The 14,988-nt window shown below is 52.2% G+C and carries 9 protein-coding genes, 1 pseudogene and 1 CRISPR repeat array; of the genes and pseudogenes, 2 read left to right on the forward strand and 8 right to left on the reverse strand.

Annotated elements, in window-relative coordinates; all coding sequences use genetic code 11:
* Positions 1 to 76: 76 nt before the first annotated feature.
* The gene (locus tag FE848_RS06535) at positions 77 to 1,054 is read right to left on the reverse strand and encodes a TAXI family TRAP transporter solute-binding subunit (RefSeq protein WP_200201970.1); all 978 of its coding nucleotides are present in this window, start codon (positions 1,052 to 1,054) and stop codon (positions 77 to 79) included.
* A gap of 369 nt (positions 1,055 to 1,423) precedes the next feature.
* Here FE848_RS06535 and FE848_RS06540 point away from each other — a divergent pair, with 369 nt between their 5' ends.
* Both FE848_RS06540 and FE848_RS06545 read left to right on the forward strand, forming a co-directional pair.
* Positions 1,424 to 2,275 carry an MASE1 domain-containing protein gene (locus tag FE848_RS06540; RefSeq protein ID WP_200201977.1) on the forward strand — a complete coding sequence of 284 codons (852 nt, stop codon included), beginning with the start codon at positions 1,424 to 1,426 and terminating at the stop codon, positions 2,273 to 2,275.
* Positions 2,276 to 2,551, forward strand: coding sequence for a GGDEF domain-containing protein (locus FE848_RS06545; protein ID WP_200201979.1), 276 nt, complete (start codon positions 2,276 to 2,278; stop codon positions 2,549 to 2,551).
* On the opposite strand, the pseudogene FE848_RS06550 reads toward FE848_RS06545, so the two are convergent.
* From FE848_RS06550 to cas1f, 7 genes and pseudogenes are all read right to left on the reverse strand, one after another.
* Positions 2,548 to 3,712 (reverse strand): annotated as a pseudogene (locus FE848_RS06550) (IS3 family transposase). The gene FE848_RS06545 and the pseudogene FE848_RS06550 sit on opposite strands and share 4 nt — an antisense overlap.
* Before the next feature lie 87 nt (positions 3,713 to 3,799).
* Positions 3,800 to 6,347: a CRISPR direct-repeat array (repeat unit 28 nt; unit sequence TTTCTAAGCCGCCTGCATGGCGGCGAAC).
* A 135-nt stretch (positions 6,348 to 6,482) separates the two neighbouring features.
* Entirely contained in the window at positions 6,483 to 7,109 is a 627-nt protein-coding gene (gene cas6f, locus FE848_RS06555) for a type I-F CRISPR-associated endoribonuclease Cas6/Csy4 (protein ID WP_200201980.1), read from the reverse strand.
* Positions 7,110 to 7,119: 10 nt separating this feature from the next.
* Positions 7,120 to 8,142, reverse strand: a complete 1,023-nt coding sequence (gene csy3 / locus FE848_RS06560) for a type I-F CRISPR-associated protein Csy3 (RefSeq protein WP_200201983.1) — start codon at positions 8,140 to 8,142, stop codon at positions 7,120 to 7,122.
* A 30-nt stretch (positions 8,143 to 8,172) separates the two neighbouring features.
* Positions 8,173 to 9,111: a type I-F CRISPR-associated protein Csy2 gene (gene csy2, locus FE848_RS06565; RefSeq protein ID WP_200201985.1), complete on the reverse strand. Its 939-nt coding sequence runs from the start codon at positions 9,109 to 9,111 to the stop codon at positions 8,173 to 8,175.
* Positions 9,108 to 10,385, reverse strand: a complete 1,278-nt coding sequence (locus tag FE848_RS06570; RefSeq protein WP_200201987.1) for a type I-F CRISPR-associated protein Csy1 — start codon at positions 10,383 to 10,385, stop codon at positions 9,108 to 9,110. The genes csy2 and FE848_RS06570 overlap by 4 nt, the downstream gene beginning before the upstream one ends.
* A 222-nt stretch (positions 10,386 to 10,607) precedes the next feature.
* Positions 10,608 to 14,006: a type I-F CRISPR-associated helicase Cas3f gene (gene cas3f, locus FE848_RS06575; RefSeq protein WP_200201989.1), complete on the reverse strand. Its 3,399-nt coding sequence runs from the start codon at positions 14,004 to 14,006 to the stop codon at positions 10,608 to 10,610.
* Positions 14,003 to 14,980, reverse strand: a complete 978-nt coding sequence (cas1f, locus tag FE848_RS06580; RefSeq protein WP_200201991.1) for a type I-F CRISPR-associated endonuclease Cas1f — start codon at positions 14,978 to 14,980, stop codon at positions 14,003 to 14,005. Before cas1f ends, cas3f begins: the two co-directional genes overlap by 4 nt.
* Between the last annotated feature and the right edge of the window lie 8 nt (positions 14,981 to 14,988).

The following is a 14,988-nucleotide window of genomic DNA, read 5'->3' on the forward strand; positions in this document are numbered from 1 at the left end:
TCGGAGCCGGCAATCTGCCGGCTATTATTCAGGGGCCTTGCGGCCCCCTTTCATTCAGCCATTCAAAACAACAGCGTTATTTGATCTTGCTGGCTTCGATGGTGTAACCGTTCTCGTTGAACCAACGAGCTGCACCGGAATGCCAAGGCAATACGTTGTTCTTGTTGTAGTTCTCGGGAATCGAATTACGAGCTGCCTTGTGGATAGAAACCATCCGCTCGTTCTGCTCCATGGTCAGCTTGGTAATCTCATACACAAAGCTTTCCGGAACATCGCAATTCACCATGGCAAAGTTCCACATGGAAACCACACGCGAGGGCTCATTCAGAGACTGATAAGTGCTTGCCGGAATAATGAATTCAGATACCGGGAAGTTGTCCGTCACCTTCTTGGCTTCTGCATCGGTCATTCCAATAATGTTTACATTGGTTTGAACCTCCAACTGACTAACAGCCGGAATAGGAATACCTGCAGCAAAGGCAACAACATCAATCAGACCATCCTGAAGCTGGCCACCAAGATCCGACCAACTGCCATTACGGCGTTTGAAGTTCACCCCCAGGGTTTCCATCATGCGTGGGAAATAAGTATCGGAGGTTGAGCCAGCGGGGCCGAAACCGATGGTGGCACCGTCGGGGATATCAGAAATGGACTTGATTCCGGAACTGCTCAGCGCCGTTACCGAAAAAGGCGTCTCGTACATGGGGAACATGGCGCATACGTTGTCCATCTTCATGCCGGGCGCCAGCGGGCTGTTGCCCTCCATGGATTCACGAGCCGGGCCCATCGTAGTAAGGCCGAACTTGAGATCACCAGTGTGCACCAGAGCCATGTTCTGCATAGGCCCGCCAGTGATTTCGGCGCCCCCGGAAACGCCCAGGCTCTCTGCAACAAAGTTAGCCCAGCCAGAACCATAGGCGAAATAGGTGCCGCCCTGACTGGCCGTACCCACAGTAAAGTTATCCGGCCAACCGGCCCGATCCTGGGCAACAACGGGACTGGCAACAACAAGAGTAGAGGCGAATGCCGCCGCGATAATGGCTTGGTTCTTCATAGAGACTGCTCCCTGATTCATTTTATTTGTTGGGTGCTCGACGGAGCCCGGTAGGGCTGCGATAACTTATTGAAGATAGCAAATAGTGGGCCATTTAAAAGAAACACATACAAAACAGACGCCCGCAAAACTACTGCACTTAAGCGCCTTGAAAACTGGGTACCATTCCACCCATCCCTGAGCCACATTGGGTGAACTCCCACCACATTCATCAAGAAGGGCGGAATGAAAAATCAGTCTTTGGCGTACCGTTCGACTCTGGATTCATTTATGCTTCTCAAAGAACTTGAAGCCACGTCTTCGCATGTTTTTCGGCTGCGCTTACGCAGCAGGGAAAGTATTTAGAACACAGCGCTACGCGGAGCTAGCATGTTTGTTTCATCGGAGAGAACAGACCTTACCAGCAGGATGACAGGGCAAAGGCAGTTCCTCCGGAATGCGCTATTTTTTGTACTGTCGTTTTGGCTTCTGAATCAGGTAGTCTATCTCTTTGAGGTAGCCGAAGGTGTTAGCATCTTTTACCCGCCCTCCGGGTTTGCAATGCTTTTGATTTATCTTTTTGGAGCCAAGTACCTGCCCGTATTCTTTTTTGCCATACTCGTTGGCGGCCTGCCACAGCGTGATGTTTTCAACTACAACCTCGAAATGCTGATCCCTGACGTGAGAATGTTTTTCATTTACGGCACAGCGGGGTTGATTCTGGCAAAGCTGAATCCCGAAAAGAAAAAACTGAGCGCTACCTTTTACTACACCCTAATGTTAATAATCATCGCAACGGCACTTCTAGCGTCTGCGGTTTTTGTCATGGTCGCAATTGACACAGACAGCACCTTGAGTACACGCTGGCGGGATCAAGTCCCTTTGTTTTTTGTCGGCAATCTGACTGGCGCCTTGACCGCACTTCCGATTTTCACCTTCTACCTATACGTTAAATCCAACGGCTGGAAGCGCTTAAAACTGACCATTACCGATGTGATTCTGAAGCCTGACAAACTAACTGCGTTTCTTATCATTATCTCGCTTTCTTTCTTCGTAGTGTTTCTGGGCAAGTACAGTGAAAACTACTCAAGCTACTATTACCTGATCCTGGTCCCCATCATCTGGACCTCCGTAAAGTGGGGGCTAGGTATTGGGTTGATGTGTGCGTTTATCGGCAACCTGTTCACGCTTTCCTTTTATGTTTTATTTGGCTACTCCTATTACGGGATGCTGGAAGTTTAGTTGATCTTCGCCATGTCGATCATCGCTACAGTGCTCATTGGGTTGGTGCATGAGCAAAAAGATATCTTCTATGAAGAGTCCATTTATGACGAGCTGACAGGGCTCGCCAATATGAGGCTGTTCAAAAAGCTAAGCTCCTCCATGATCGCCAATCCCAGGAGAAATGGAGAGACCGTCGCACTGCTGTTTGTCGACATTGACGGATTCAAAGTACTTAACGACACTTTCGGCCACAAGGCCGGCGATCAAGCGTTTTGTAGTGGTCAAGTGTTTTAGGCCACCGTCTTTTGAGCTTTCCAGTAGGCCTGCTCAGCCACATTCGGCGGCAGTCCTTCGTTATGCTTATGCGGGCGAAGGGCGCTGTAATAACCGATCATGTAGTCCATTATTGACTGCTTCGCCGAGGCAAAACACGGATACCCGGTTTCCGGCACCCACTCTGTTTTCAGGCTCCTGAAGAAGCGCTCTGTTGGGGCGTATCCCAGCAATTTCCCCGGCGACTGAGGCTCTGTTTCATCTGGTACTGCCAGAGCAACTGTCGGAAACCCAGGCTGGTGTACTGGCAGCCCTGATCCGAATGAAACATGACTTCCGACGGCTCTCCGCGTGATTCGTAGGCAATCGTCAAAGCATTTTTTACCAGCTCCGTATTGGGCGATAAAGACATTGCCCAGCCTACCGGTTTACGAGAGAACAAATCGATGACCACCGCCAGATAAGCCCAGTGTGCACCTGTCCAGATATAGGTAATATCGCTTGTCCAAACCTGATTGGGCTCCTTCACATCGAACTCCCGATCCAGAAGGTTCGGGATATCCAGGTGCGGCTGATCCGCTTTCTTGTAAGCGTGACTTGGCGGTTGCGTGCTCGCCAATCCCAACTGCTTCATCCGTCTGCTGGCACGGTAACGGCTCAGCGGCATTCCGGCCTGCGTAACCATTTGGGCAATACTACGAGCGCCAGCCGAACCGTTACTGGCCTCGTGCGCTTCGACAATCTGATCCAGCAGTTCCTGTTCCGTTTCGCAGGGCCTGCTGTCCCGGCTGCGCCAGGCCCGGTAGCTACTGCGATGCACCCCAAACACCTGACACAGATGCTGCACCGCATGGCTCTCTTCAAGTCGCTCGATTATCGAGAATTGCTGAGGGAGTCCGACATCAAGAGAGAGGTAGCCTTTTTTAATATCTCCTTCTCTTCCTCCACCCGCCGCAGCTTGCGCTTCAGTTCCTGAATCTCACGCTGCTCCGGGGTCAGCGCCTCACCTTTCTGTGGAGCCTTGCCGGATCGCTCCGCTCGGAGTCGGCCCACCCAGTACTCCATCGTGGATTTACCGACACCCATTGCCTCACAGGCTGCCTTCAGGGTGTAACCCTGGTCTACCACAAGCTGGGCGGCTTCCAAGCGGAATTCCGGGCTGTATCTTCTATTCTTCGTCATCGTCTGCACCTGACTTTCTGTGTGAGTGATCATACACTCAAAGTCAGGTGGCCAGATTCACTATGCCACTACACTAGAAGAGTTCCGTTTCTAAGCCGCCTGCATGGCGGCGAACTCAAAGCTGCAAGTCTTTTCGGTCGCTACAAATTTCTAAGCCGCCTGCATGGCGGCGAACCACCCTCTTTGACCTGCCGAGCGGTCGCACCTTTTCTAAGCCGCCTGCATGGCGGCGAACTGGTTAATCCAAAAAAACGCTTCCCACTGTAATTTCTAAGCCGCCTGCATGGCGGCGAACCGGGGGGCTTCGTGCCCTGGGTCGGCTGGCAGTTTCTAAGCCGCCTGCATGGCGGCGAACAGGCTATCGAAGAGCAAGCCCGAGCGCAGCAATTTCTAAGCCGCCTGCATGGCGGCGAACTCCAGTTGGTTGATTGGCAGCGGCCTACCATCTTTCTAAGCCGCCTGCATGGCGGCGAACTCCAGTTGGTTGATTGGCAGCGGCCTACCATCTTTCTAAGCCGCCTGCATGGCGGCGAACGCTTCCACAGATCGGCGCAGGCCATCTATTAGTTTCTAAGCCGCCTGCATGGCGGCGAACGGGGCGTGGTTGGCTGGAACGGTATTGGGATCTTTCTAAGCCGCCTGCATGGCGGCGAACGATGCCCCGGCTTCCGTCCTGATTCCGGGGCTTTTCTAAGCCGCCTGCATGGCGGCGAACGCCGGAGAGAAGGCTGCATCGCCCGCCCAACTTTTCTAAGCCGCCTGCATGGCGGCGAACACCCACTCCGGCACTCCGGCGCTAGGTGGGCGTTTCTAAGCCGCCTGCATGGCGGCGAACTAAAGATCGCCCAACTTAAAAGCCAGCAATTCTTTCTAAGCCGCCTGCATGGCGGCGAACGTAGTGGTGGCGATGTGATCGACCGTAAACTTTTTCTAAGCCGCCTGCATGGCGGCGAACATTTTTGCGATCCAGGTTTTGGGCGCCATCTGTTTCTAAGCCGCCTGCATGGCGGCGAACCTTTGCAGTATGCGCAGAAAGACTTGCAGAAATTTCTAAGCCGCCTGCATGGCGGCGAACGATGACGCAGAAATAGTATCACTGAGCAACGGTTTCTAAGCCGCCTGCATGGCGGCGAACGATGGCACAGAGGAAAACTGCAAACACCTGTGTTTCTAAGCCGCCTGCATGGCGGCGAACAAGGGGGCATCATTCTAGAGGGCTCAATAGAATTTCTAAGCCGCCTGCATGGCGGCGAACTGTAAATGCCGTCAGGTATGCAGCTCTCGAAATTTCTAAGCCGCCTGCATGGCGGCGAACGTCCAGGTGATCCTTTATCGATCTGGCAATCTTTTCTAAGCCGCCTGCATGGCGGCGAACCCGGCAGTGCTTTCGCGGCTACTCCTTCGATGTTTCTAAGCCGCCTGCATGGCGGCGAACTGCGCCTGGCTCACTCTTTGCCGCTTCAATCGTTTCTAAGCCGCCTGCATGGCGGCGAACTTGCTGGCTCCACGCCCCGTTGTTTGGTGTTGTTTCTAAGCCGCCTGCATGGCGGCGAACCAAGCGCGGATGGACCAGAACAACGCCCGGTTTTTCTAAGCCGCCTGCATGGCGGCGAACTTATTGCCCGATCCAGATACAACGTGCGGCCTTTTCTAAGCCGCCTGCATGGCGGCGAACGAGGCTGGCAATCGCATGTTCTCCGCCAAAGATTTCTAAGCCGCCTGCATGGCGGCGAACCAGATCATAAACACGACAAACGCAAAGAAGCCTTTCTAAGCCGCCTGCATGGCGGCGAACGCGTATGACCGCTTTTACCGAGGCAGAACCAATTTCTAAGCCGCCTGCATGGCGGCGAACTCCACGCTGGGCATCGTTAAGCAGCCGGACAATTTCTAAGCCGCCTGCATGGCGGCGAACCTGCCATAGCGTAATCGACGGTCGCGCCAAATTTTCTAAGCCGCCTGCATGGCGGCGAACAGGTGCCCGATGGGTGACGATTGCACCGGAGATTTCTAAGCCGCCTGCATGGCGGCGAACCAAAAAGCGGTCGTGCGGGCCGCGCAAACAATTTTCTAAGCCGCCTGCATGGCGGCGAACCGGACGTTTGAAAGAGTGCGGCAAATCATCCATTTCTAAGCCGCCTGCATGGCGGCGAACTCGCAGGCACAAGCGCGGCAATGTCGGTGTTTTTTCTAAGCCGCCTGCATGGCGGCGAACAAATACATAACGAGCAACATATTGAGCCTATATTTCTAAGCCGCCTGCATGGCGGCGAACATGCCGGTTCGGGACATGGGCGAAGCGAAGCGTTTCTAAGCCGCCTGCATGGCGGCGAACTTGATGGGCACGGGCTGGAACAGGACTTGTACTTTCTAAGCCGCCTGCATGGCGGCGAACGTGGCCCGGTTGTGTCGGAAGCATGGCGAAATTTTCTAAGCCGCCTGCATGGCGGCGAACATCTCACTCCACAGAAAGCGCTGTCTTGTAATTTTCTAAGCCGCCTGCATGGCGGCGAACGCCAATCGTCAGGCTGCTGTCGCCCTCAATCTTTTCTAAGCCGCCTGCATGGCGGCGAACTTGATGAAACAACGGCAGTAGACCCGGAGTATTTTCTAAGCCGCCTGCATGGCGGCGAACAGTAGCATCCGAATAAAAAAATAGGTCACATCAAGCAGTTAACAGAAAAAAGCAACTTTACCCCTTCCAAACCGCCTTCATGTATCCCATTGAATTAAAGATATTTTTTTAAAGAGCTGATTTTTAGGTATTTCCTTAAAAGACAGGTAAAGCTACTGGCTTGCCGGGATGACTCAACCCATAACAGGTTAGAAGTCCCTTATGAACTTCAGACTGTTCGCTTTTTTTAATAAACATAGGAAACTTTTGTGCCTGGCCTCCCTCACGTTTTTTCGTTTCCTGGCTCTCAATCCACAGAAAAGGAAGCCCAGAAGCTGGCTCCGGGCGTGTTTTATCCAGTTCGGCCAAGCAATCTTCCAAGGGTTTACCGGACTTGAGCATCCACCGTCGGGCTTTCTCCTGATGGTCTTTTTCTATGCGTGCCGCCCCTTTAGCGTGGTAGCGCATAAAGCTGGCGTAAACCGTGGTTTCCGGAACAGGCTGAATCGATTTCAGGTGTGCATAATCGCTCAACCTGCTCAGGTAGCTTTCTATATTAAGACGTTCCAGCTGTACTCTTTCGGGGGCGAACAGGCGCAGTTTACGGCCTAACGGAAAGCCTTTAGCGCCGTACCCCGGGAACCCAACTGCCACGTGGCTCTGGTTGTCCGCCACTTTATGCTCCACTAACGCAATGTGTATCTGCTGGTAGAGCTTCTGCCAGAGAAAGCCGAGCGATATATCGGCCTCTGGCAGCAGGGTAATCTCCTGATAAACCTGCATGGGGCTCTCCTTATTTGTCGCTTTCGCCGAAAACACCACCCCTTACCAAAACCGCCATTACATAGTGCTGGTCGTTAGTGTTCAGCTCACCGCCCCGGGCCCAGGCGTCGAAGTGCGTATAAAAGTCCTGCTTATCTTTTGGTGTGCGGTAGGCTTTACCTAAATTGGTAACTGCTCCGTAAGGCTCTATAGCAATGGCACCAGCACTTTCTTCCGCACTGTCATATGCAGGGTACCAGGTGTCGATGGAACGCAGAGCATTACCGATCTTCTGGGAGTGCATGGCTGCATGGCCTTTCACTTGGTAGAGCACTTTACTCTTTTTGCTTTTGCCTTTATCCAGCACCAGTTCCTCAGATGGATAAACTTCCTGAGCTTTACCTAGCTGTGAATAGGTGGTGATCTCCAACATCAGGGCAGCGTCACCACTAGCCAGGGCAGCAGCGATTTTTTCTCCTAACTGATTCACTTGGCCATCCTGATCATCAAAGCTTCGGATGCTGTAATTCAGGGCATCAAACGTCCACTGCTGCTCCTGACTCTTGTTCAGCACTTTCACCTGCACTTCAATTTGTTCGGCACCCACTCTGTTACGCCACAAAAAACGGGCGTTGGCGATATTCTGGGCATAGCGCCGGCCAAGCTCCCTGAAGCCCTCCTGCTCAATATAATTACGTGCGGCCTGGTAATAGCTTTGTTTGAACAGTGCGTTGTTACAGGCGGAAGGGTGCTCCACGCCGCCAAGTACCTTGAGCGTAAACTGGTGTTTTAGAGTGTCCTGATCGGTTCCCAGAGCGCAGGCATCCACTGTTTGTAGGTTGGGCTTTTCGACTTCTGCGTTGAGCTTGGCCGGATCATTTTTTACTGCTGTCTTGAGGCGGTTCGAGATGGTGCCCCGAACGGACTTTTCCTGCAGTTCCAGCGCCGTTGCCTCAGATCTGTTGTCCCAGCGGGTGCCGTAAAAATAGCCGTCTGATGGCACCAGTTTTTTCTCGAAGGCCAGTACCGAAGCGGTATCGTTATTTTTAGCCATGTTGTATCTCCTTTTTAATATTATCTTTATTTAGAAACGACCATCGTTGTACGTTTCTGGCTGTGTCTGTTGGCACAAGTACAGGTTGTTTGGCAGATCGGTGTGGTACTGCCAAACAATGTCCTCTAGCGCGCTAATTCTATGCAGCATTCGGAATTCACCCAGGGTAACCACGCTTTCGGCAAAGCGATGGGGCGTATCCGGGTCGCGCTGATTTTTTGCTTGCCCGAGGGGACTGATGCCTTGAAAGCCGGTGGCAACAGGCACTATCCATCCAGGCTTGCTGCCCTCCTGCCCTGTTTTACGCTGGCTATGCCAGCTAACATTGCCTTCCTCATCCTGCTCGCACTGGTGATGCACAGTCAGGTATTCGAGCAATGCATCCAGCGCGTCTGCTCCTTGATCCATAGCGTTCTGCATAAGCTCACGCCGCTCAACAAGTGCAAAACCGGGCATCAGACCAAGCAGCAGCTTGCGGACTTCTTTCTCGTTGCTGTCATCCAATACTGTGAATCTGGGCCGGTTGAGGTGCTGAAGGTCGCCCCCTGCAACTTTCATCGTGATTAACAGTTGCTCTAGCTGCTCGGCGAATTCTGGTTGTTCAATTCGGTCGAGATCCTCTTCTTGGGCACGGCATTCAATCAGAAGGCTTACATCCAGGTGACACCGGGCTTCTTCAATAAACGCTGAGCGTTTGCCATCTTTGTCCAGAGGGTTTGCAGTACCAATGATTGAATGGACGAAGTCGCCGGGCCCTCGATAGGTTTGCAGATCACATTGATGGCTGATCACGCCCGTTGCGGATAGCCCGAGGGTTGGATAACCACCTGCCTTTAGTTTGCGCTCCAATGCGTGAACAAAGCCAAGCCAGGCAGTCATGGCCGGAAAACCAATGGTAAAGGGGCTGGAAAGTGCGTTGGCGTTATGAATTTTGAGGTGGGGCAGCACCAAAATACGGCGGGTGCTCATAGTAGTGCCTCCTTGCTTTGTTCGACGATGCGGTTAAATGCACCAAGTTCGTCATCGCCCAACTGGATCGCGGCCTTGCCCAACACTTTTTCGTAACTGTTGATGAAGTGTCGTGCTACTTCATCAACCAATGTTGTCAGCCACTGCCCCTCTTCCATTCGATCTGGTTCATGCTCAGGGAACAGCCAGATCTTCTGGTAGCCGGGCAGGCTTTCGGGGCGGCTGTGGGGCTGCGCCTCAAACGCTTTACGCACCTGCCACATTTTGAAAATAACCTGGTCAATATATTCCTGAATCCTGTGGTTGCGCCCTTCGCGGATGCGCATGTTATTATGGTCTGCAATTAAAAGGCGGTGGAAGCCTTGAAAGGTTTCCTGGAGTTGCCTGGCATAAAGCGTATCGCCAAAGAAGTTGCGTGTCGGGAGCCGGGTGGCTCTGGGGGAGAGCTCCGGTGGCATGGATAACAACAAGTGGGCTTTGCCCGCATTTTGGTTGTTCAAGACACTGATATTCGCGGGTTTAGTCCCACCAAACCCGATTGTGGTGATGTTATAGATCTCTTTGAAGCCAAGCTCAGAGTGCTTATTTTGTCTCTTCAGGTCGCGCTGCTGCTTGGCTTGCTCTGAAAAACGAATTACGTCTATCCGCTTCCTCAGCTCAAATACATACGCTGAATTTGTCAGCAATGAGAGTTGATGATAGCCCTCCCCGTAAACTGGAAAGAAAATCTGTTTGATTCTGGAGTTAGTCACAACGCCTTCAGAAGTCTTTTTTATAACTAGGAGCTGCCTTCTCAGTTCTGAAACCGAATGTCCTTCAATTGACAACAGTTTCTGGGCCAACTCGCTCTCTTTCTCTATATGATCAAGTAAACGGTAACCGTCGCACATCCGGAGCATGAGGAACTCCTCAACATCCAACTCTCCCGCATTCCCGACAGAATCAATAACATCGCATGCAACGTTGCCCGTTTTGAGAAACCCATCTTTTTCATGCTTGCCCTGAAACAGCACTGGAGTGACGTATGTTCCGTTCTTTTGGTTTTTCTTGCCAACACCAGTGCTGGGGTGGGTAAACTTGCTTGGGTGCGTCGTTAACGCACGACTTTCAATTCTGTGCGCCGCATTAGGTAGCCAATTCTTTAATGCAAACATGCTCTCGCATTCCTGCTCCTTTGATCGCACATCAACCTCTAACATTGCAGTTGTGAGGTTTTTCTTTAGCCAAGCTTCTTTGCGTTCGGCAAAAAAGCCTTCTATCGCTGCATCGACCATGATCTGTTCCTTTTTGTTCTAACTTGAAGCAAGGTTAAGTGCCCTTCACAGGAAACTCAACCACTATATGTTTTTTATTAAAATCCCCGAATTTATGGGAGTTCAAGGTTCAGGCTGGTAACATTATTTACCCGCCAAACAGGCGGCTTAGAAAACTATGTGTTTTTTATTTACTTTACTGCCACGCAGGCAGCACGGTAGCTGGCCTCATGGTCAGCTACCTTAATCCTCCTTAACTAACCCGATCTGGTCGTTATACCGGTAGCGGTCGCCATCATTGTGAAAACTTAAAGTGACTTCTCCCAACTGCTGAGAAGTTTTCGTTAAATCGGTCGAACGGCGCTGGCTTTGTTCCGCCACCAAGGCCTCATAATCCCGTTGTAGCCAGAGCCTGGCGGTGCGCTCCGAGCTGAGAGGCTGGTGTTGAATACCAAACCTTTGCTCAATTCGTACCCAGCCACTGCGCCGATCATAGACCCAGAAGGCGGTTTTGCCTTTCTCATCGATCACCCGATAAAGACTGATGCCACGGGCGCTGTCTCGAAACCGGTTAAGCTGCTGCGGCAAGGCTGTCATCCACCAGTAGTCATCGGTGTAACCCCAGAGGTTTTTAGGGCTTTGTGCCGGTGTATCCGTTTGAATCTTTTCTTCTTTTAGATAGTTGCAGCCCAAAGTACGACCGATTGCATGGTGTTCCAATGCCGCCAACTGGATCTTGGAGTCTCTCAAAATGCGGGGCGCAGCATCTACGCTTCGCATCAATGCTTTTTCATCAATCAAATCCACCAAGTTGCGTGAAAACAACTGCCAAGTTTCATGCTTGCCGCCTGTTTGCTCATAACCTGGCCTGCTGAAGACATTCTTCTTATCTCCCCGATAGCCTTTAAGGTTGTATTGCAGCAGCCCCATATTGGGCACCGTGTTGTCGGGGTCGGCACTGCGGTGACGGCGCACCCGCCCGGCAAGCTGAACGATAGACCGGTATGACGAAGGCTCAACCACCGCCCAATCAAAATCGTGATCCCGGCCTACCTCTTCCACAGGCGTAGCAACCAGCACAAATATCAAGTCCCGACTTGTGCCTGTGTCCAGATGCTGACGGATTACGGGGTTTTGAAAGGCACCTCCGGGCTCGTTGACAGGGATTTTCCGCTTAAGTACCTGATCAAGGTGCTGCTCCTGAGCGTGGCGCAGCAGTAATACTTGCTGGCTGTGGTAGGCCATAACCCGCACTTCAATATCTTCAGGCCATTCTGCATCCAGCAGATACTCCGTTAACTCGACGCAGGGCAGAATGTTGGCGCAGCGCACAACACCGAAAGATACGTTGCGGCCTGAAATGGCATCTTGCTCAGGGTGCTGGTGATGGCGGTTAATGATGTCATTCTGGATAGCGGAGAAAAAAGCCGCCTTAAAGGTCTGGCCTTCAACCGGGGCTGGTAAGGGAACAATGGCGGCCCGGCGTTTCACCGACTCGGTGCGCAGTTTTGCGATGCGCTTCTCTACAAACGCCTGGTGGGCTGCCTGATAGCTAACAATTGCGGTTTCACCTTGGCTGACGGTTGCAAGGTGGGTTTTAAATTCATCTGCCCAACCACAAGCTACCTGACTGTTCTGGTAGCGACTGGCTGCAAACAAGGCCCAACCTTTTTGGTAAGCAGTAAAATACCCAAGCGCAAGATCGGGCGAAATGGTGGCGGAAGAGATCATCACCTTGCGCCCCAACATGCCTGCAAGGTGGATGAGCCGCCCGATTGCCACCAGGTCTTTGCCAGTGAAATCGTCCACCTCATCAATCACCAAGTCCGATGACATCAGGCGCAGGCTGGGCAGTATAAAGCGCCCACCGCGGGTGGTTTCGGTTGCAGCCACGATGTGGTCAATGGTGCATGCAAGAACCGGGGCGTAAAGCAAGGCGCGCTCTTTTTGTCCAGTCAGCACCGTGGTCAGTTCCTCTTCAGGCAATAGATTCTGCCAGCGCTCATCATCAGCAAAGCCAACAACTTGCTCATGTTCGCCCAGCAATGCTTCAACGGACTCTGAGCCAGAATCTTCAGTCTCCAGTGGCTGATCTTCTTTCTCTACTGACGTGTTGGACTCCCGGTGCAGTTCAAGTACTGCCCGGGAACCGATCAGCACAGCCAGTTCTTCGTCGCTCAGGCCGATGCGATCACGATACTCGTCGCCGGTTTGCAGGGTGAGAGTTCTCAACCCCAGCGCGAGGATAAAGCGCAGGCTTTGCTGATCTTCCGACAAGGCCTGCATGATTTTGGCATTGGCCAGAGTTTTGCCCCGCCCGGTACTGGCCATGTTGACGACGAAATAGCCTTTAACCTTGTCGTCGTTTTCTTCACGGTAGCTTTTTATGGCGGTGACAGCTTTATCCTGCCAACCGAACTGCTTTTTGATTTCCGGGGGCATCGTTCTGGCCGGTTTCAGTTTCTCGATGTCTTTTGCCACCGGCGTATCACGTTCAAAATGAGGCAGTATTTTGCAGGCCCGCACCGCCACCTGTGACACTTTCACCAAGTGCTCATCCAGCCGCTGTTTAAATTGCCCCTTTTGAGGGCCTTCAGGGTGGGTGTTCGCAAACAAACCGACACTAACCGGCCAGTTTGCGTCTTGCGACTGCGAGGAATAATAGTGATCACCCAGCATCAGGCACAGGCGGGCATGATGGGCGATGGTTCGCCAACTGCCATCCTTGGTGGCTTGGGTATAAAGTGAAAGATGCTCTTGCAACTGGCGGGCGCGAAAACTGAGTTCTTTTAGCCAGTGTGAAGATGCAGACAGCAAGCCTTCAGGAAAGACAAAGCAGTCCGGTAAGCGTTTTTCAAACTCCATTTTATCAAATTTGTTTTCATAGCCCCATTGCTGGGTAACTCGCTTCAGTAGTTGCTGCGGTGTGTCGTTGGTCGCATCACCAAATGCACTTTTATTTTCAGCCTTGGGCAGGCGATGGTGAGACAGCACCAGCCAGAGAAGCAGGCAGGCGGCGTCAGGCATATCCGCTAGCGGCCTTCGGCTCCCATGCAAGGCTGGCAGCGCATCCAATAGCTGCTGCTCGTTAATGGCCTGACTCAGTAAAGGCGCAAGCCAGCTTTCATCCTGACCGGGATTTTTTCCAGACTTGATCAGTGCCATCAATAGCAAGCTGGAGATCCACTCATGGCGCAGCGGGTCGCCTTGAAACTTATTTTTCGACTGTGGGTTGAGCTTGTCTTGAAACAGTTTGGTTGCCTTGCCCCAGTCGTGGAGCAAGGCGGCAAGCCCGGCAAAGGCTTTAATCAGTGGCAAGTATTTCCAGTTGTGTTCAGCGTCACTGAGAGGCAGATCCAGTTCGGTGCTGTTTACAGGCACGATGCCTTCTGCGTTAAATTTTCGCCGATTGCCAATAATCCATAGCAACTGACTGCGAGCCCGTGAGCGTATCCAGTGACAACTTACAGCGGTGCTTTTACTGGCAGTGTGGCGCAGCATCTTTTGTACTGTTTGCAAACCATCTTCAGTAATCAGGGTTTGCCAGGTGTTGTCCCCAATGCGATTGGCGAAGGCATCCAGTACCCGCCGGGTTCTGGGCAGCGCTTTCTTTTCACATTGGGAGACAAAGATCACCATCATAAATCCGGCTCCTCATTCGCTTCGGGAGTGGATGCCTGCAAGGCGATGGCTTTGACGGTGCCAAACATGAATTCCAGCGCTTTGTGATCGGTGAAGGCTTGTAATACCTGTTGACGAAAATCCTGCTCCGTTGCACCTTCCTTGGCACAGATAAACGCCCAAGGTAATACCAGGGCGTCTTTGATCAGGTCGGCCACATCAAACACCAACGCACCCCGGCGGGTTTTACCGTGCATGACGGCAAAACCATGGGGGATACCCAACACCCACAAACAGCAAGCTGCCAATCCATAAGCTAAATAGTTGCCGTGATTGAGAAAGTTATTGGCCTTATCTACAGACTGGTGTTGCCGGGTGAAACCGCCCTGCCCTGTTGCTTCAGCAGCATATTTGTAGAGTGTTTTGGTCAGTTGCGCTTCGGTGAGCAGAAGGTCTGAGGGTTTCTCTGCTGCATCTGTGCGTGTGTTGAAGGTATCCAGTGCTTTCTGGATCAGATCATCGTGTACACCAAAGCCTTCCAGTTTGAGCTCGCGATCTTTCTGCCAAACCTCCAGCAAAAAACGGATTCGCGCCTGCTGAAATTGCTGCGCCGCTTTAAGGCGATGGCCATCATCGAACCAGAATCCCAACCAACCTTGCAGGTACTCGGTGGGCCGGTATTCACTTTGCGGGGTTAACCATTCGACTTCGTTACCCATATACAGCGGTGTCCCGCCGCCACCGCAAAAACCCACAAGAACGCCTGCCTGCGCCAACATGCGCATGGCTGCCTGAGTAATAAAAGTACCATTGCCCAATAGCAGTACCGTGGTATTGGCAATGGGTATGTTGTAGTAGAGGTTCTCTTTTTCCGCTTCTGTCAGATAAAGCACACGGCCATCTTTTTGCATTACCCGGCAGTATTCCAGATAGTACAAGTTGGCCCTTTTGGAGTGCAGAATTGCTTTCAGGTCTGAGGGGGACAGGTCATCCATTAGCGTTT

Origin of the sequence: Marinobacter sp. 1-3A, from assembly GCF_016597775.1 — a bacterium.
Classification (GTDB): Bacteria; Pseudomonadota; Gammaproteobacteria; order Pseudomonadales; family Oleiphilaceae; genus Marinobacter; species Marinobacter xiaoshiensis.